This is a genomic window from Segeticoccus rhizosphaerae (assembly GCF_005222685.1).
Lineage (GTDB): Bacteria > Actinomycetota > Actinomycetes > Actinomycetales > Dermatophilaceae > Segeticoccus > Segeticoccus rhizosphaerae.
In genome coordinates, this window is record NZ_SWMA01000005.1 from 106,844 (window position 1) to 125,470 (window position 18,627).

At 71.0% G+C, this 18,627-nt stretch carries 15 protein-coding genes and 1 tRNA gene; 5 read left to right on the forward strand and 11 right to left on the reverse strand.

Features of this window, described 5'->3' with window-relative positions:
* Window positions 1-660: 660 nt before the first annotated feature.
* Entirely contained in the window at window positions 661-1,332 is a 672-nt protein-coding gene (locus tag FCN22_RS05955) for a GPP34 family phosphoprotein (RefSeq protein WP_137120626.1), read from the reverse strand.
* A gap of 727 nt (window positions 1,333-2,059) precedes the next feature.
* Between FCN22_RS05955 and FCN22_RS05960 the strand changes: the two genes are divergently transcribed.
* Together FCN22_RS05960 and FCN22_RS05965 are read left to right on the forward strand one after the other, a co-directional pair.
* Window positions 2,060-2,278, forward strand: a complete 219-nt coding sequence (locus tag FCN22_RS05960) for a helix-turn-helix transcriptional regulator (protein ID WP_137120627.1) — start codon at window positions 2,060-2,062, stop codon at window positions 2,276-2,278.
* A gap of 40 nt (window positions 2,279-2,318) precedes the next feature.
* A complete protein-coding gene (locus tag FCN22_RS05965; RefSeq protein WP_137120628.1) occupies window positions 2,319-3,731 on the forward strand; it encodes a tyrosine-type recombinase/integrase in 1,413 nt (470 codons plus the stop codon).
* A 149-nt stretch (window positions 3,732-3,880) separates the two neighbouring features.
* Here the strand turns inward: FCN22_RS05965 and FCN22_RS05970 are convergent.
* Window positions 3,881-3,964 (reverse strand) — tRNA-Tyr (locus FCN22_RS05970).
* Between the two features lie 93 nt (window positions 3,965-4,057).
* On the opposite strand from FCN22_RS05970, the gene FCN22_RS05975 reads away from it, so the two are divergent.
* The 3 genes from FCN22_RS05975 (at window position 4,058) to FCN22_RS05985 (ending at window position 7,218) form a co-directional block, all read left to right on the forward strand.
* Complete coding sequence (locus tag FCN22_RS05975) at window positions 4,058-4,555, forward strand: YajQ family cyclic di-GMP-binding protein (RefSeq protein WP_137120629.1); 498 nt, start codon at window positions 4,058-4,060, stop codon at window positions 4,553-4,555.
* A gap of 95 nt (window positions 4,556-4,650) precedes the next feature.
* Window positions 4,651-5,871, forward strand: coding sequence for a Bcr/CflA family multidrug efflux MFS transporter (locus FCN22_RS05980; protein ID WP_137120630.1), 1,221 nt, complete (start codon window positions 4,651-4,653; stop codon window positions 5,869-5,871).
* Window positions 5,872-5,880: 9 nt separating this feature from the next.
* Window positions 5,881-7,218: an NTP transferase domain-containing protein gene (locus FCN22_RS05985; RefSeq protein ID WP_137120631.1), complete on the forward strand. Its 1,338-nt coding sequence runs from the start codon at window positions 5,881-5,883 to the stop codon at window positions 7,216-7,218.
* 42 nt (window positions 7,219-7,260) lie between these two features.
* Here the strand turns inward: FCN22_RS05985 and pepN are convergent, their stop codons facing one another.
* From pepN to nuoH, 9 genes are all read right to left on the reverse strand, one after another.
* On the reverse strand, window positions 7,261-9,774 hold the full coding sequence (gene pepN, locus FCN22_RS05990) for an aminopeptidase N (RefSeq protein ID WP_137120632.1): 2,514 nt from the start codon (window positions 9,772-9,774) through the stop codon (window positions 7,261-7,263).
* A gap of 69 nt (window positions 9,775-9,843) precedes the next feature.
* A complete protein-coding gene (htpX, locus tag FCN22_RS05995) occupies window positions 9,844-10,728 on the reverse strand; it encodes a zinc metalloprotease HtpX (RefSeq protein ID WP_137120633.1) in 885 nt (294 codons plus the stop codon).
* A 122-nt stretch (window positions 10,729-10,850) separates the two neighbouring features.
* Entirely contained in the window at window positions 10,851-12,431 is a 1,581-nt protein-coding gene (locus tag FCN22_RS06000; RefSeq protein WP_238384546.1) for a proton-conducting transporter transmembrane domain-containing protein, read from the reverse strand.
* A complete protein-coding gene (locus tag FCN22_RS06005) occupies window positions 12,428-13,924 on the reverse strand; it encodes a complex I subunit 4 family protein (RefSeq protein ID WP_203230412.1) in 1,497 nt (498 codons plus the stop codon). The genes FCN22_RS06000 and FCN22_RS06005 overlap by 4 nt, the downstream gene beginning before the upstream one ends.
* Window positions 13,918-15,942, reverse strand: coding sequence for an NADH-quinone oxidoreductase subunit 5 family protein (locus tag FCN22_RS06010; protein WP_137120635.1), 2,025 nt, complete (start codon window positions 15,940-15,942; stop codon window positions 13,918-13,920). Before FCN22_RS06010 ends, FCN22_RS06005 begins: the two co-directional genes overlap by 7 nt.
* Window positions 15,939-16,385 carry an NADH-quinone oxidoreductase subunit NuoK gene (nuoK, locus tag FCN22_RS06015; protein WP_137120636.1) on the reverse strand — a complete coding sequence of 149 codons (447 nt, stop codon included), beginning with the start codon at window positions 16,383-16,385 and terminating at the stop codon, window positions 15,939-15,941. Before nuoK ends, FCN22_RS06010 begins: the two co-directional genes overlap by 4 nt.
* Window positions 16,382-16,903 (reverse strand): NADH-quinone oxidoreductase subunit J family protein, encoded by a 522-nt coding sequence (locus FCN22_RS06020; RefSeq protein WP_137120637.1) that lies wholly within the window; start codon window positions 16,901-16,903, stop codon window positions 16,382-16,384. The genes nuoK and FCN22_RS06020 overlap by 4 nt, the downstream gene beginning before the upstream one ends.
* 100 nt (window positions 16,904-17,003) lie before the next feature.
* Window positions 17,004-17,489 (reverse strand): 4Fe-4S binding protein, encoded by a 486-nt coding sequence (locus FCN22_RS06025; RefSeq protein WP_373681284.1) that lies wholly within the window; start codon window positions 17,487-17,489, stop codon window positions 17,004-17,006.
* A gap of 179 nt (window positions 17,490-17,668) precedes the next feature.
* Window positions 17,669-18,625, reverse strand: coding sequence for an NADH-quinone oxidoreductase subunit NuoH (gene nuoH, locus FCN22_RS06030; RefSeq protein WP_137120638.1), 957 nt, complete (start codon window positions 18,623-18,625; stop codon window positions 17,669-17,671).
* Between the last annotated feature and the right edge of the window lie 2 nt (window positions 18,626-18,627).

Consider the following 18,627-nt stretch of genomic DNA (forward strand, 5'->3'; position numbering starts at 1 on the left):
GAAGGTGAGGCGTACCGAGTCCGCCTCCGACCCGCCCGAGACCCACGAGCGACAAGTCCGCAAGCGGAACGGTCACCGGCGACGAGACGAACGATCGCGGCGGCGACCGGCGCATGAGGTCCTCCCGTCCCGCAGGGGTGTGCCCTACGGAACAGCCCCGGACGCGTCGCCGATTGACGATCGGCTAATGGGCTGAGCGAGGTCCACTCCGAGCGCCGGAGTGTCCGCGCCGCTGGCGTAGACGCGGCTCTCGAGGCGAAGACCGATGTTGGCGGTGACGCGTTGTGATGGCAGCTTGTCGGGTGAACGATCGCGACCAGGTGGCCCACGCCGGCGTCCCTGGCAGCGTCGTGGTGGGCATGGCTGTCTCGGCGCTGCCATACTCCAGTCGTGAGGCCCGTTTTGGTGGCGGTAATCCCGGCAGCGGTCACTTTCGCCGTCGCGGAAGTCATTTGCCGGCTGCTGCTGCACCTGCCCGACGAATTGGTGCCGCTCGTCGTGCTCCCGGCCACGTTCCCAGTCTGGGGAGTCGCCACGAGGTACCTAGCGGTACGACGGAATCCGTAACCGGACATGAGTAGGGAGCCGATACGCGCCCCTCAGGTCTAGGTCGCTTAGCGTGGCATCGCCCGGCGCGCAATCCAAGGCCTGTGGCGGGTTTCAGGGCCCGATGCCCGGCCAGGAGGGCGTGATTCCCAGCCCCGGGGCCATACTCACCAGATAGGAAACGGCTTCGTTGAGTCGGCGCACCAGCGCGCTGTCCTCGAGGAGGACGCGGGTCGGCTCCACGACAGCCGGGTCGATGAACGCGCTCCGGCTCAGGACGTGTTCCGCCACGTCGGCGCACCACGCTACAGCGAGCACGCCATGGTCCTGCGCCGTGGCCGGCTCGGCCCCGTGGATCACGTTGCGCAGGTGAGCGCGAGCCCGGTGGGTGGCGCCGCGATCCGGACGGTGCCGCGGCGTCAACCAGCGCCGCACCGGCCGACGGACGGCGATCGCCAGGCCGCGGTGTACGAGATCCGTCCCTACCGCCTCCCACATCCCTGATCCGAGGGTGTTGATCGCGTGGATGACGGGGATCGGCTGTGACGGTGCGGCCTGAGTGAGCCGGGCAGCCCATGCCCTGGTGAGCGGGTCCGAGGGGCTGACACCGGTGGCCCGCACCTGCGGCTCGTCGTCGGTGCCAGCCCAACCCGCCGCGCCACTGTCAAGGACGTCGAGGAGTGCTCCTGCGGTGATCGCCACGCGGAGGGTCCCCACCCGTGGCCGCAGCAACTGTTCATCTTGCCCCAACAGCCACAGCACCTGTGCCACCAACAGCTCCGCCATTCACTGACCCTCCCACGTCCAGAGGGGCCCACGCGGACTGAAGCGGCCGACTCCATGACGCCCGCTGGGTGGCTGTGCAGGGAGGACGGCGCCAGACGGGAGAGCACCACGGCCCCCGCTGTCGCAGGTCACTCCGCAAAGGAATCCCGCCACGGCACACGGTTGACGCATCAGCGATCCATGCGCCATAAGCCGAACCACCTACGGGAACGAGCAGGGCGAAACGGGTCAGCGAGCCTGCGTGAGGGACCATCGTCGCCGTATAGGTCGTCCGGATCTCGTACCGGGACGGGGGCCCTCTACGGGGCGGTTCCGGTGATGGTGCTTGGTGCCCTCGTCGGCAGAGCCGGCGTAACCAACCGCGCAAGGCGGCAATAACCCGGACGACCCGCGCTCAGCCTTCCCAAGATTGATGATCGAGCAGGACGACCAGTCCTTGCCGAACTGGATCGGGCGAGGGTCCATCAGAGTGCAGAGCGATGGTGCCCCCGAACCGGAGTAGACAACCCGTGATCCGATGCGGCAGCGGGAGAGTGCGCAGAGCGCGGGCAAGATTCCCGGCGACAACACGTGGCAGAACGCGCCAGTCCGTCCCGAGCTCCTCGTCCACAGAACCGCCCCAACCCGGTGCTGGAAACGCACCGCCGACTCATGCTGGCGTTGACGTCCAATGGTGGACCGCCGCGCCGGTAGTCGAACCAGACCCAACGGCGCCGAAGGAGCCGAGATGACCATTCACAAACTCCCGGTCAACGGCAGGACCACCGCCCGCGACCTCCTCACCGTCGCCGAGGTCTGCGCCGAGCTCGGCGTGGCTAGATCCACCTTCTACGACTGGCGCGCCGCACACAAAGGACCCCATGGCCTCAAACTGCCGAATGGTGAGGTCCGCATCCGCCGGGACGAGCTCGACCGCTGGCTGAAGTGCCTGGAAGAGATGGCATGACGCCCATGTCCCACCGCCGGCTCACGCCGGGTGACCTGACGTGACGCGCTCCGACCCCACCGCGTTCAACGTGCGCATCTGGGACATCCGGGCTCGAAAGGGTCGCAGCCGGAATGGGTACGTCGTGCGACGGCTCGTGGCCGGCCGTTCCCACCAACGCACCTTCGCCACGCGCAAGCTCGCCGATTCCTTCCGTACCAGCATTGTCGTCGCCGCCCGAGAAGGGTCTGCGTTCGACCCACAGATCGGCCTGCCCACCGTCCTGACGGACATCGGCGTGAGAACGACCTGGTACGAGCATGCCTGCGCCTTCGTTGACCTCAAGTGGGACCACGTCTCGGCCCGCCACCGCAAGGGGATCGCCGAGGCCCTCACCACCGTGACCTGTGCCCTGGTGATCGACCCCGACAGCGCTCCGCCCGGTGGCCTGAGGCTTGCCTTGATGGGCTGGTCGTTCAACAAGACCGCCCGGGGTGCAACGGCACTCTCAGAGGCGGGCGTCCCGCCCCAACAGTGGGCATCAAGCCTGCGATGGATGGAACGCCGCTCGGAGCCGCTCGCGCGCTTGGCGCAACCCGAGGTCGTGCGCCGAGGCTTGGACGCCATCTCGACGACGCTCGAAGGCAAACCAGCCTCCTCCGCGACCGTCAGACGGAAGCGATCTGCCTTCTACAGCGCCTTGGCCTACGCGGTCGAGCTCGGCCAGCTGCAAGCGAATCCCCTGGACAAGCTGAGGTGGTCTCCCCCACCGCACACGGACATCGTCGATCGGCGCGTTGTCGTCAACCCGGACCAAGCGCGCAGACTGCTCGGCGAGGTGGCCAGGGCACGCCCGGCCCTGGAAGCGTTCTTCGCGTGCATCTACTTCGCCGCCATGCGCCCCTCAGAGGTGCGCCACCTGCGGGTTCAGGACTGTGTCCTGCCCGAGTCCGGGTGGGGCACCCTCCTCCTCGCGGGGTCCACCCAAGAAGCGGGACGGGGCTGGACCGACTCCGGAGAGGGCAACGAGGATCGCGCACTCAAGCACCGAGCGATGCGCCAAGTCCGGCCGGTGCCTGCCACCCCCGAGCTGGTTGCCATCCTCCGCCGGCACGTGGACGCCTTTCCGCCGGGCACCGGTGGCCGGTTGTTCGTGACGCGCACCGGTCGTGCCGGTGTCCCCTTGGTCGCGCCATACTCCAAGCCGATCTCGATGGGGATTGTCTACCGGACGTGGTCCGCGGCCCGTCGGGAGGCGCTCACGGAGACGGAGGCGGCCTCCCCGCTTGCCCGACGGCCGTACGACCTGCGCCACGCCGCCGTATCGCTGTGGCTGAACGCCGGAGTCCCCGCCACCCAGGTGGCCGAGTGGGCAGGGCACAGCGTGAACGTCCTGCTACGTGTCTACGCGTCCTGCGTCGCCGGCCAGGAGGACCTTGCCATGTCGCGCATCGAGTCCATCCTGCGGCAGTAGCCCTTCGCCCGCCTCAGCTGGTTGCCCGCATTTGCCCGCGTATTGCCCGCGAACACCCGTAGAACGCCGGTTTTGGCCGGTGACGGCCGGATCAAAGGGGGCGGGCCCCCGACCCGCGTTTCCGCAGGTCAGGGGCCCGTTCACGCACGTGGTGGCAGGTGAAGGATTCGAACCTTCGAAGCTTTCGCGACGGATTTACAGTCCGCTCCCATTGGCCGCTCGGGCAACCTGCCGTGGTGCAGGTGGCAGGATAGCAACAGGCCCGCGGGGCGCGTCCAATCGGCGCCCGCGGGAAGATCGCGAAAGGCACCGACCCGAGGAGTTCCATGGCCGACTCATCCTTCGACATCGTCAGCAAGGTGGACCGCCAGGAGGTCAGCAACGCGCTCAACCAGGCCAGCAAGGAGGTGGGGCAGCGCTACGACTTCAAGAACATCGGCGCCGACATCGCCTGGAGCGGCGACACGATCGTCATGAAGGCGAACAGCGAGGAGCGTGTGCGCGCCGTCCTCGACGTGTTCCAGACCAAGCTGGTCAAGCGCGGTGTCTCGCTGAAGACCCTGGATCTGAGCAACGACGGGGACCCGAAGCCCAGCGGCAAGGAGTATCGACTCGAGGCGACCCTCAAGGAGGGCATCAGCCAGGAGGACGCCAAGAAGGTGTCCAAGCTGATCCGGGACGAGTTCGGCAAGAAGGTCAAGGCCACGATCCAGGGAGACGAGCTGCGGGTGTCGGGCAAGTCGCGCGACGACCTGCAGGCGGTCCAGCAGATGCTCAAGGGCGCCGACCTCGACGTGGCCCTGCAGTTCGTGAACTACCGCTAGCCCGCGCACCGCGCTCTCTGTGCCTCAACCCGGTTCGCAGGGACGAAGAGGCGGGTGACAGCGCTCTGACTGACAGAAAGCGGGGTGGGCCGAGCATGGGTGGAGGCGTCCGGGCCGCCACGCAGTCGTCACCGACGCGGTCACGCAAGCTGGCGGTGCTCGTCGTCCTCGGAGGGCTGAGCGCATTCGGTCCGCTGTCGATCGACATGTACCTCCCGGCTCTGCCGCGGATCGCCGGGGATCTGTCGACCACCGACACCCTCGTCCAGATCACCCTTACGGCCTGCCTGGTCGGTCTCGCCCTGGGGCAGGCCCTGGCTGGCCCGCTCAGTGACACGCTCGGGCGCCGCAGGCCGCTGCTCGCCAGCCTTGTCGTGTATGCCGTCGCGTCGGTGCTCTGCGCCGTGGCACCCTCGATCTCCCTGCTCATCGCGATGCGCCTGTTGCAGGGGCTCGCCGGCGCCGCCGGGATCGTCATCGCCAGGGCGGTGATCCGAGACCTGCGCGAGGGACCGGCGTTGGCGCGCCTCTTCGCCATGGTGATGATGATCAACGGACTGGCGCCCATCCTGGCGCCGGTGGTCGGTGGGCAGGTGCTGCGGTTCGGCTCCTGGCGCTGGGTGTTCGTGATCCTTGCCGTCCTCGGCGCGCTTCTGCTGGCAGCGGTGGTCGCGTGGCTGCCCGAGTCGTTGCCGCCGGAGCGGAGGCACGCGGGCAGCATCGCGCGGACGCTGCGCACATTCGCCTCCCTCGCCCGCGACCGGACGTTCGTCGGCCACCTGCTGACCATCGGGCTGAGCTTCGGCGCGATGTTCGCCTACATCTCCGCGTCGCCGTTCGTGCTGCAGCAGCTGCGCGACCTCACCCCGCAGCAGTTCAGCCTGGTGTTCGGCGCCAACGCGGTTGGCCTCGTGGTCTGTTCGCAGCTCACCGGAGTCCTCGTCGGACGCGTCGACCCGTCCCGCCTGCTGCGCCTCGGCATCGTCCTGCAGGTGTGCGGGACGGTGGGCGTGCTGCTGGTTGTCGCGAGCGGTCCGCTGTGGGGGTTGCTGGTCGCACTGTTCGTCTCCGTCGCCACGATCGGCCTGATCATGCCCAACGCCACGGCGCTGGCGTTGGCCGACCACGGTGCCCACGCGGGCACCGCCTCGGCGATGCTCGGCACCGTCCAGTTCCTCGTCGGCGCCCTGGCCCCGGTCCTGATGGGCATCGGCGGCATGGGGCAAGCCACCGGAATGGGAGTGGTCATGACGGCGCTCGCGGCAGCGTCGCTCGTTGCGTGCTTCGGCCTTGCCCGCGCGAGGGTGGCGGCCTGAACCTTGACCATGGACAGCGAAGAGGCGTCGGAGCGCCACGGGTCGGCGCCGGTCGATGCCGTGCTCGTCGCCACGACCTCCACCAACCTCCCGGTGGGCCAGCCGACCGTGCTGCGCCGCGTGGGAGGTGTGACCCTGTTGCACCGCGCGCTCGCCTCGCTGCAGCGGGCAGGAGTCCGGCGGGTCGTCGTGGTGGCAGGGCAGCGCAGCGAGCGCCTCCAGGCAGCGCTGCGCACCGAGCCGCTCGACGTCGAGCTGGTCGTCGACCCGGACCGCCAGCACGGCACCGCGGCGGCCGTGGCGGTCGGGCTGGCTCGAGTCGACAGCGACCGCTGCCTCGTGATCATGGGCGACCACGTCTTCGAGTCCTCGGACGTGCGCAGGCTGCTCGCCGCTCCGGGACGCAACGTGCTTGCGGTCGACCGTGACCCGGGACGGCAGGTCGGAGGTATGGCGGGCCGCCTCCCCCTCCGAGCGGATCTGGCGCCCGACGGATCGGTCCGCGCCCTTGGCACGAGGCCCGCGGCGGACGGTGACGCGGCGGACAACATTCGGGTGGTGGACGCCGGCCTGACCGTCGCCTACCGCGAGGACCTGCTGGCAGTGGCCCCCACGGCCCCGGACGCGAGCTGGGCCCACTGGCGCCGTCGGCTTGTGGACGAGGGTGCGGGTCTGACCAGCTCGGAGGTCACCGGGCTCTGGGCCAGCCTCGACTCGGCCGACGACGTGCGCGGACTCGAACGAGCCATGTGGCGGCGCTACGGGCCGAAGCCGACCGATGGCATCGTCGCCCGGCTGGTCAACCGTCGCATCTCCGGGCCGCTGACGCGCCAGCTGCTGCGCACCGGCATGCACCCCGACGTCGCCACGGTGCTCGCCTTCACGGTCACGCTGCTCGCGGCCGGGCTGCTCGGATGGGGCAACCGGTGGTCGATGCTCGCGGGCGGGCTGGGGGTGGTCCTCGGTTCGGCGCTGGACGGGGTCGACGGCGAGATCGCCCGGGTCAGCGGCCGGGCCTCCCGCCGCGGCGCCACACTCGACACCTTGCTGGACCGGTATGCCGACCTGGCCGTCGTGCTCGGACTGGTCGTCGGAGCGGGAGCGACGCCGACCACCTGGGCCTGGGGTTTCGCCGCCGCCTGCGGCTGCCTGCTCGTGTCGTACGTGCATGCCGTCGGCCGGGACACCGACGTGCGCCTGCTCTTCCGGCGAGAGTTCCGGTTGCTCATCTTCGCCGTGGCTGCCGTCGCCGGGACCCCGCTCTGGGGACTCGTGGTGGTGGCCGTCGCGGCCAACGCTGACGTCGTGCGCGGAGTCGTCCTCCTGCTGCGTGCCCTGCACCGCTGACCGGCGCGACGAAAGCCTGCCACCGACGCACGGCGGCCAGGATCAAGCAGACGCCTGCTCCGCCGGAGGGAACAGCTCCCTCGACCGCACGGCCTCCAGCAGCAGAGCCTGTTGGTCGACCATCGCGCGACGCACGGCGCCGCTGAGGTCGTCGCGGTCGAGTGCGTGGGCGGTGGCCGCCGTCACCGACCGCTCGACGACGGCGTGGGGGTAGGACAGACTCGCCACCCGGGCCAGCGCATCCTCGCCGACCCGGTGGCCGAGAGCGGGCACGTCGCGGAAGTAGCGCGACACGTAGGGCCGCACCATGTCGAGCTCGCGCGTCTGCCAGAACCCGAGGGCGAGCGCGTTCATCTCGTGGTTGGAGCGTTCACCGGCCGCGGTCAGCTCCTGCCACGCCCACGCCTTCGCGTCGGCGTCCGGCCGCGATGCGCGTGCCTGCAACGCGTTGAGCCGTCCCTGGATGGTCTGGTCGAGGGCGAGGGCCCGATCGATGGCCCCGTCATCCCACAGACCCCGCCGAGCCAGGTTGCCCACGGCGATCCAGCGGAAGTCGGAATCACCCTCGAGACCCGCCGGCAGCGCTTCGCCCACCGCCCACCGTTCGAGCAGGCCCTCGTCGCCGGTGTGCGCCGCCACGACCCGGGCCGCGGTCAGCGCCCGCGACGAACCGGGCCGGCTCCCGGTGACCACGCCCTGTGCCACCCTGGCGAGCACGGCTCGGGCCGCCTCGTGCTCGCTCTCGTGCAGGAACGCCGGGATGACGCGGTCGCCCACCAGCTCGGCGACGCTCCCGAGGATGGAGTCGTTGGTCTCCAGCGCCCACGCCGCCTCGAAGACGCTCAGCATCGCCCTCGGGTCGACCTCGGCGAGTGAGACCCCGTCGAGCAGCGCCGTCCAGACCACCGCCCTGGTCGCGGCGTCGTCGATCCGGGCCAGCTCGGCGGGTAGGGCGCCCACGGACGAGGCGTCCAGCTTGACGTTGGCCCAGGTCAGGTCGGACGCGTTGGGCACCACCACGGCCGCGACCGGGCGGCCCACGATCTGCGGCAACGGCGTGCGGTCGGCCGTGATCGTGGTGTGCAGCCGGAAGACCTCGCCGCCGTCGGCGAACCCGGCCACGTCGATGGTGTGCGGCCGATCCGCGTGGTGTGCCGGAGGCGGCGTCCGCACCAGCTCCGCCTCGCTGATCCGCCCCTGCTCGACCTCGGTGCGCAACGACAGCGCGTCCAGCCCCGCCGCGCGCAACCAGCCCTCCGCCCATCCGTCCAGGTCCTGGCCGGAGGCCTCTTCCATCGCCTCCAGGAAGTCGGCCAGGTCGGCGTTGCCGAACCGGTGCGCCTGCAGGTATGCCGTGAGCCCGGCGATGAACGCCCCGTCACCGATGTACGCGATCAACTGCCTCAGCACGGACGAGCCCTTGGCGTAGGAGATCCCGTCGAAGTTCTGCAACGCGGTCTCCACGTTCGGGGCCGCAGCTCCCGCGACCGGGTGCGTGGACGGCATACGCTCCGCCGCGTAACCCCAGGTCTTGCGCGACATGGCGGCGTCGACCCAGGCCTCGTCGAACTCGGTGGCCGCGACCAGGGTGCGGTGCGCCATGTACTCCGCGAAGGACTCGTTGAGCCACAGGTCGTCCCACCACCTCATCGTGACCAGGTCGCCGAACCACATGTGCGCCATCTCGTGGGCGATCGTGTTGGACCGACGCAGCACCTGCTGACGGGTGGTGGCGCCCCGGAAGATCATCTGGTCGCGGAAGGTCACACAGCCGGGGTTCTCCATCGCGCCGGCGTTGAACTCCGGCACGAACACCTGGTGGTACTCCCCGAACGGGTAGCGCAGGCCGAACAACGAGTGGTAGTAGTCGAAGCAGGCCTTGGTCACCTCGAGCATCTGCCCAGCCTGGAGCGCGAGCGGCTCCCGGAGCGATGCACGCGCGTGGATGGCGAGCGGGATGCCGTCGTGCTCGTCCGCGACCGTGGCGTAGGGGCCCGCGCAGACCGTCACGAAGTAGGTCGCAAGGGGACGCGTCGTCGCGAGGCGCCAAGGGCCGTCGGCCTCGCGCCGGGCCGCGCCGTTGCCGACCACGGTCCAGCCGTCGGGGGCGGTGACCTGCACGTCGAACGGCGCCTTCAGGTCGGGCTGGTCGAAGCATCCGAAGACGCGCGGAGCTGCATCGAGGAAGAGGTGGCCGTAGACGTAGTGCAGCCCGTCTGCCGGGTCGACCGCGCGGTGCAGGCCCTGGCCGTCGCGGCTGTAGCGCATCGTCGCCGACACGACGACCTCGTTGTCCGGCGCGAGGTCGGGCAGGGTCAGCCGGTCGCCGTCCAGCGCCTCCGCCCCGAGCGGCTTGCCGTTCAGGGTGACCTCGTGCACCGACTCGGCGCGCAGGTCGAGGAACGTCGAGGCGCCCGGCTCGCGGCACGTGAAGGTGATGGTGGCGGTCGACTCGAAGGTGCGGTCACCGCGGTCGAGGTCGAGCTCGATCCGGTATGCCGTCACGTCCAGCAGCGCTGCCCGCGCCGCCGCCTCCACCCGCGTCAGGTTCGCCATGGGTCCAACCCTGCCATGTTGCCCCGGCGCTCCGGGCCTCGCTCGTGTCCTCGCCGCCGTCGTCGCCGCTCAGTACGGCTGGTGGCCGCTGGCCATCGCCTCCAGGCGAGCGATCCGCTCGTCCATCGGTGGGTGGGTGGAGAAGAGGCGGGAGACGTCCTTGGCACGGAACGGGTTGGCGATCATCATGTGGCTCGCGTTGACCACGGCGGGCTGTGGGGCGAGCGGCGCCCGTGCCGTGCCGGACTCGAGCTTGCGCAGGGCCGAGGCGAGAGCCAGCGGGTCGCCGGTGAGCTTGGCACCGTCCTCGTCGGCGTCGTACTCCCGGGTGCGGCTGATCGCCATCTGGATCACGGTCGCGGCGACCGGGGCGAGCAGGGCCATCGCCAGCATGGCGAGCGGGTTGGGCCGGTTGTCGTCGCCACCGCCTCCGCCGAAGCCGCCGAACATGCCGAACCACATCAGCATCTGGGCCACGCTGGTGATCACACCGGCGACGGCGGCCGCGACCGACGAGGTGAGGATGTCGCGGTTGTAGACGTGCATCAGCTCGTGCCCGAGCACCCCGCGCAGCTCGCGCTCGTTGAGCAGGGACAGGATGCCCTCGGTGCAGCAGACCGCGGAGTGGCTCGGGTTGCGGCCGGTGGCGAAGGCGTTGGGGGCCTCGGTCGGGGAGACGAACAGCCGCGGCATCGGTTCGCCGGCCTTGGTCGACAGCTCCCGCACGATGCGGTACATCTCGGGCGCCTGGGCCTCGCTGACCGGGTAGGCGTGCATCGCCTTGATCGCGATCTTGTCGCTGTTCCAGTAGCCGTAGACGGTCATCCCGACGCCGAACAGGGCGAACAGCCAGATGAACCGGCCGCTCCCGATGACCGCGCCGAGCCCGAGCAGGATCGCCCAGATGGCTCCGAAGAGCGCGGCCGTCTTGAGACCGTTGAAGTGGCGGTGCATGCCGGTTGAACGCCCGCGGCACGCCCGGTGTTCCGGCACTCGACGGCGCCGGGTCCGGTCCCTCTCCGGTTGCGTCGGGAGGGCGCAGGAAGCCGCCCCTTCTCGGGGCAACGAGGAGGTGGTCAGGGCCCGAGCAGGCCGAGGACCAGCTGTGGGGCGAGCGAGGTGGCGACCAGCGCGATGAAGCCGACCGCGACGGCGACCAGCTGGGCGGGGTGCCAGCTGCGCCAGTGCACCCTGGTGGTCTCCGTCTCACCCTCGCGGCTGCCGTCGCCCGCGGCGTCGGAGGCTCCGCCCGCCTCGGACACCGGGATCGCCTGCGGCCTCTCCAGCGCGGCCCGCAGCCACCGCAGGTAGACCGCGACCCCGATGACCGCGTTGACCGCGGCGACCACGGCGAGCGCCCACAGCTGCCCGTGCATGACCGGCCGCAGCGCCACGATCTTGGCCACCAGTCCCAGCACCCCGGGCGGCAGCCCGGCCAGGGAGAGCAGCGCCAGCCCCAGCGAGACGCCCAGCAGCGGGTGCCCGCGCAGCAGGCCGCGGTATGCCGTGAGCTGACGTGCGCGCGCCAGTCCCCACACGTGCGCGAGCGCGGCCACCACGGCGAAGGCGAGCACCGTCGCGAGGACATAGGCCAGCAGGTAGCCCGATGACGCGGTCACCGCCAGCGGCGACACCACGGCGAGCGGCATGACCACCCAACCGGCCTGGGCGACCGTCGACCAGGCGAGCAGCCGGACCACGTCGTCCTGACGCAGCGCCATGACGTTGCCGAGTGTCATCGACAGGGCCGCGACGATGGCGATGGCGGTCAGCGCCGGAGCGCCCAGCACGGTGACCGCCCGGACGACCACGAGCAGCGCCGCGAGTGCGGCAACCTTGGAGGTGGCCGCCAGGAACGCCGCGATCGGCACCGGCGCACCGACATACGCCTCGGGGGTCCAGGCGTGGAAGGGCACGAGGGACAGCTTGAACCCCACGCCCGCGACGAAGAGCACGACCGCCAGCACGAGGATCGCGTGGGTCGCGGGCGTTCCTGCTGCCGCGAGGGCGGCGTCGGTGTCGAGGAAGGCGCTGCCGGTGGCGGTGAACCACAGCGCTGCGGCCAGGGCGAGGAAGGCGAACGACACGAGCGAGGTGATCAGCAGCGAGACCGCACCGTCGACCGCCCGGGCCAGACCGCGCAGGGCGACGAGCGCCACGACCGGCAGCGTGGCCAGCTCGAGCGCAACCAGCCAGGAGCCGAGGTCGCGCGCCCCGGCGATGGCGGTGGCGCCTGCCGTCGCGGCCAGCAGCAGGGTGCAGGCCACTGCGGTGCGGCCCTGCGGAGCGGTGCGCTGCTCGGGCCAGGACAGCAGCACCACCACGAACGCGGCGGCGAGAGCGGCCAGCTGCAGGCCGGAGGTCACCGCATCCGCGGAGTAGAGGCACTGGCTGGGAGAGCCGGGGAGGCACAAGGTGGTGCGGGCGTCGCCCGGTGCGGCGGACAGGCCGGGCACCGTGCCCAGGCCGCCGAGCGCGATGATCGCCAGCGCGAGGCCGTAGTGGACCCGCCGCAGCCGGGGCGCGGCCAGGTCCACCAGCAGCAGGAGCACCGCGCCGAGCGCCGGGGCGAGGACGGGCAGCAGGACCGCCGCGTCGATGCTCGACACGGCCGATGCCGCGGGCACCACGCCGGGTGCGGCGGCGACGGGACTCACGGCGCCACCCTCGTCACGATCTGGCTGACCGCTGGCAGGGTGGTGTCCAGCAGCGGTCCGGGCACGACACCCAGCACGATGGTGGCCGCGACCAGCAGCCCGACCACGACGCCCTCGGCGCCACGGGCGTCCACGATGTGCGGCTCCCGACGGTCCCCCGCCCAGACGATGCGCAGCACCCGCAGCGCGTAGCCGGCGGCCAGCGCGGTGCCGATGACGGCCACGACGGCGAAGCCGTGGAAGACACCGGCAGGACGGTCGGGCGCGGGCGACCACGCGGCATACATCGACCAGAACTCCCCCCAGAAGCCGACCAGGCCGGGCAGGCCGAGCGCGGCGGCGAATCCCACGACGAGCGCGAACCCGAGCCGCGGCGAGACCTCGCGCAGCGCAGCCCTGGCCGTGGCGAGGTCGGCGTCGCCCCACCGCTCCTTGAGACCGCCGACGACGAAGAACAGCAGTGCCGAGATGACGCCGTGGGCCACGTTGGCGAACAGGGCCGCCTGCAGGCCGGCCCGGGTGCCGCTCGCGAGCCCCAGCATCACGAAGCCCATGTGCGCGACGGACGAGTAGGCGACGAGCCGTTTCAGGTCGCGCTCGACCAAGCAGGCGAGGCCTCCCCAGAGGATCCCCACCACGGCGGCGGCACCGACGTAGGGCGCGATCACGCCGAAACCGTGCGGCAGCGGCGCGACGACGAGCCGGACGATGCCGTAGGTGCCCATCTTGAGCAGGATCGCCGCGAGCAGCACTGATCCCGCGGTGGGCGCGACCGTGTGGGCCGGGGGCAGCCACGTGTGCAGCGGCCACAGCGGCACCTTGATGCCGAGGCCGACCATGAGGACCGTCGCGACCACGACCTGGGTGGTGCCACTCATGCCGGCGCCGTGCCCCGCCGCGATCGCGCCGAGGTCGGCGGTGCCCGTCGAGTAGACCATCGCGAGGATCCCGATGAGCATCAGCGTCGACCCGAGCACCGTGTAGAAGAGGAACCGTCCGGCGGCGTCCGCGCGGTCCTGGTGCTCGTCGCCGAACCTGTTGATCAGCACCCACATCGGGATCAGGACGATCTCGAAGGCGACGAAGAACAACACCGCGTCACGGGTGAGGAAGGTGCCGAGCGCGCCGAGCTCGACCAGCAGCAGGCAACCGTAGAAGGTGCCTGGTGTGCCCCCGGACGGCAGCCTGGTGCGAGCGTGTGCGACCACGGCGATGCCGAGCGCTGCGGTCAGCAGGAGCAGGGGCGCGCTGATGCCGTCGACCGCGAAGTGCAGCCGCAGCCCGATCGCGGGCACCCACTCATGGTCGACGACCGGGCGCTCGAGCACGGTCAGGAGCACCAGGACACCCGTGGCGAGGCTGGAGAGGAGAGCTACCAGGTGCGCGGTCAGTGGCCGGGCGGGCACGGCGACCCGGTCGCCCAGCAGCAGGGCGGTGCCGGCGACGAAGGGCACGACGAGCGCGCCGACGAGGTAGGCCGAGGCGGTCACCACAGGCGCACCCCCGCGACCGCGACACCGACCATGCCGAGCAGCACCCACACCAGGTTGGGCGAGGGGCGGCGGGTGTGCGTGCGCTCCAGCAGCCGCCCGGCCAGCCGGGTCGTCGCCGCAGAGCCTCTCACGTAGGCGTCGATGACGTCCCGGTCCAGCCACACGACTGCGTGGGCGAGCCATGTCACGGGGCGTGCCACGAGCAGCTGGTATGCCGCGTCGAAACCCACTCCCTGCGCGCTCCCCCGGATCACGGCGCGACCCAGTCGCTCCGCGGCGTCGCTGCGGACGGTGCGCAGCGACATGACGCGCACCACCAGGGCTGCGACGGCCATCAGGACGAGCGAGCCCGCGACGAAGTAGCCGTTGACGCCGTCGATGTCGACCGACAGCAGCGGGGTGAAGATCAGGGCGCCGCCCACGACGGACAACAGCGCGAGCACTCGGATGCCCGTGAGTGCCGAGTCGCTGATCACCCCGATGCCCGAGTCGTGGCCGTGCTCCTCCTCGGTCACCACCTGCTCGGCGAACATGTCGAGGATGTGGACCTCGTGCACCCGCCGAGACTCACGGACCACCTGGCGATGGACCTGTCGCTCCTCCCGGGTGCGGTGCATCAGGATCAGCCAGGCTCGCATGCAGTAGGCGGCCGTCAACGGAACGCTCGCTCCGACCCCGACCAGCACCAGCCAGCCGGTGAGCCCGGCGGCCGAACCGAGGGCTGCGTGCTCGGCCGTGGACAGCACCATCTCCTTGGACACGAAGCCCACGAAGGGCGGGACCCCTGCCAGCGCGAGGAAGCCGATGCCGAGCGAGCGCGAGATGGCCGGGTAGTGCCGCAGCCCCCCCTTCATCTGCGTGACCGCAGTGCCACCGACAAGGACGCTGAGCCAGCCGAGGGCCAGGAAGAGCAACGCCTTGAACATCGCGTGCGAGGCGAAGTGCAGCACCCCGACGCCCGGGTTGCCGTCCGCGGGGACGACGGCGAGGACGCCCAGCATGATGCCGACCTGGCTGATGGTGGACCAGGCCAGCAACCGCTTGAGATCGGGCTGGGCGAAGGCGAGCAGGGCCGCACCCACGGTGCTCACCGCCGCGACCAGGCCGAGCACCAGGCGTGCGACGTCCGACTCCGCGAAGAGCGGAAAGAGCCGCGAGACCACGATGGTGCCTGCGGCGACCATGGTGGCGGCGTGGATCAGCGCGGAGGCCGGTGTGGGCCCCTCCATCGCGTCGGGCAGCCAGTCGTGGAAGGGGAACTGGGCGGACTTGCCGGCGATGCCCGAGACCAGGCAGAGCAGCGCGGCGGTCAGCGTCGCGCCGTCGGCGTCGCTGCTGGTCCAGTGGGTGATGACCTCGGGGATCGAGCTGGTGCCTGCCCCGACGATCAGGATGATCAGACCGATGATCCACGCCAGGTCGGCGATCCGGGTCACCATGAAGGCCTTGAACGCCGCACGATTGGCGCTGGCCCGGGTGGACTCGTGCCCGATGAGCAGGTAGGAGCACCACCCCATCACCTCCCAGCCGACCAGGGTCAGGACCAGGTCGCCGGACTGCACCACGAGCAGCATCGCTGCGGTGAACAGCGACACGCTGGCCGAGAAGGCGCGGTAGTGCGGGTCACGGTGCAGGTACCAACGGGTGAAGACCTGGACGACCAGCGCCACCAGCGCCACCACGACCGCGGCCAGGGCGGACAGGTCGTCGGCCAGCAGCCGCAGCGGGACGTGGACGTCACCGAGGGGCAGCGCCCCCACCGTGCCCGGGTGGGCGCCGACCGGCTCGGCGAAGCCGCGCAGCACCTGCACCAGCTGCCAGCCCGAGGCCGCCAGGGTGAGCGACCCGAGGCCGATGGCTGCCCACGCCGCCAACTGGTTGGAGCGGCGGACCACGATGACTCCGAGCAGGGCCGCGAGCAGCGGCAGGGCCACGACCAGCTGGGTCGCCGGGATGTCGGCCGGCCACCCGGTGGGCAGGGTCCAGGGGCCGACCACCGTCGCTGCGAGCCCGGTCACGACCGAGACTCCCGGGTCACCGCGTCCCTGACCGGCGCGTGCGTCTCGTCCAGGTCCCCCGGGTGCTGCGGATCGTGGGGGCTGTGCGGCCCATCCCCTGCCTGCCCTCGCGGGGGCGGCGGGGCGTCCAGGGGATGGGCCTCGTCGCTGGCGGGCTGGGTCAGGTCGATGTGGCCGCGCATCCGGAACATCGCGAGGACGACCGCGAGCGCGACCCCGACCTCCGCGGCGGCGATGGTGATGACGAACAGGGCGAGCACCTGCCCCGCGCGCATCGGGTCCGGCAGCACCGAGCCCATCGTCACCAGGAGCAGGTTGGCGGCGCTCAGGATCAGCTCGACGCCGATGAGGACGAGCACGGCGTTGCGCCGGGCGACGACGCCGTAGACCCCGGCGCCGGCAAGGACGGCGACCAGCACGATCGGCAGGCCGAGGTGCATCATGACCGCACCTCGCTGTCGGGGTCGGCACGCAGTCGCGAGATCGCGAGAGCCGCCACGAGCGAGACGAGCAGCAGCACCGAGAGCAGCTCGAACGGCCAGACCCAGCGCCCGAACAGCTGGGTCGCGAGCTCGGTCGTGCTGCCACCGTGGATCTGCACCGTCCGGCCACCCAGCGCCGCGAGCAGCACACCGGCCAGCAGCGCGGTCGTCCCGGCGGCGACGACCGCGGCCGCGACTCGCTGCACCGGGCCGGTGTCGTGCTCGGCGCTCGGCCCGACCGGTGCCCTCGTCAGCATGAGCGCGAACAGGACGAGGACGACCACGGCGCCGACATAGATGAGCACCTGCACCAGGGCGATCAGCTCCGCGCCGAGCACGAGGTAGCAGCCGGCGAGCGTACCGAGCGTGACCACGAGCCACAGTGCCGCGTGGACCACGTGCCGTGTGGTCACTGACAGGACAGCACTGGCAGCTGCGATCACGCCGACGGCGGTGAACAGCACATCGAGCGTCGTCACGTCGGGGCCCCCGGGAAGTACCTTGCGAGGCCGGGATCCCCGCAAGGTGTGGGAGCGAGCTCGAGAGCGGTCAACCTCGTGGAGTGGTTTTGGCGGGTGATCACGGGCGCCCCGCGGGAGGCGTGGCCCGTCCAGGGCGGACGGGCTTGGACAGGGCAGTCACCTCGGCGGCGTCGGCAGCCCCGGGATCGAGCGCGGGTGGCGGCGGCACCGTGGCCATCCACTCTCCGAGCCGGTCCTTCTCGTGCAGCATGTCGCGGATGTCGGTCTCGGCGTACTCGAACTCCGGCGACCAGAACAACGCGTCGAAGGGACACACCTCGATGCAGATGCCGCAGTACATGCACAGCGAGAAGTCGATGCCGAACCGGTCGAGCACGTTGCGCTGGCGCTCCCGCCCCCCCTCGGTGGTGGCCGGGAGAGTCTCCTTGTGCGAGTCGATGTAGATGCACCAGTCGGGGCACTCCCGGGCGCACAGCATGCAGCTGGTGCAGTTCTCCTCCAGCAGGGCGATTGTGCCTCGGGAACGGGGCGGCAGGTCGGGCAGCACGTCGGGGTACTCCGCCGTGTGGCTCGGCGTGACCATGGCCCGGGCTGTCGTCGCGAGGCCCTTGAAGATGCCCGGGACCAGTCCCCCGCGCTCGCCACGCTCCGGCTCCCGCTCCGGCTGCTCGGCATCCATCGTTCTGTCGCTCATGTTGTCGGTCGCGGCTCCTCGGCGCTCCGGGCCTCGCTCCGCTCGTGTCCTCACGCTGTCGTCGTCGCTCATGTCGTCAACACCACCCAGACTCCCGTGATGGCCAGCTGGGCCAGGCCCAGCGGGACGAGGACGAGCCACGCCAGCCGCTGCAGCTGGTCCTCACGCAGACGCGGCCACGCCACCCGGAACCAGATGACGACGAACGCGACCGCCGAAGCCTTGATCAGGGTCCACAGCCAGCCCAGGGCGGCCGCGAACGGCCCCTGCCACCCGCCGAGGAACAGCACGGTGAACAGCAGCGACATGACCACGATGCCGGCGTACTCGGCGAGCAGGAAGAACGCGAAGCGCAGGCCGGTGTATTCGGTCAGCGGCCCGAAGACGATCTCGGAGTCGGCCATCGGCATGTCGAAGGGCACCCGCTGCAGCTCGGCGACGGCGGCGACGAGGAAGACGACGGCACCCGGCAGCTGCCAGACGAGCCAGAGCGGGTGCCACTGCTCCACGATGCCGGACAGCGACAGCGTGCCCGCGGCGAGCGCGACCGAGGCGGCGGCCAGCACCATCGGCAGCTCGTAGCTGAGCAGCTGTGCGGCCGCCCGCATCCCGCCGAGCAGGGAGTACTTGTTGGCGCTGGCCCACCCGGCCATCAGCGGGCCCAGGATCCCGACCGCCATGGCGGCCAGGACGAAGAGCACGCCGGCCCCGACATCGGCGCCCACGACTCCCGAGGTCAGCGGCAGCACCGAGAGCGCGACGAGGTAGGCGACCAGCGACACCGCGGGAGCCAGCCGGAAGACCCAGCGGTCGGCCTCGCGAGGGGTGACGTCCTCCTTCTGCGCGAACTTGACCCCGTCGGCGACCAGCTGGGCCCACCCGTGGAAGCCCCCGGCATACATCGGACCGAGTCGGCCCTGCATGTGCGCCATGACCTTGTGCTCGGTCTGCCCCACGAGCAGGGGCAGCACGAGGAAGGCCGCCAGGACCACGACGGACCGCACCACGACCTCGAGCAGGCTCATCG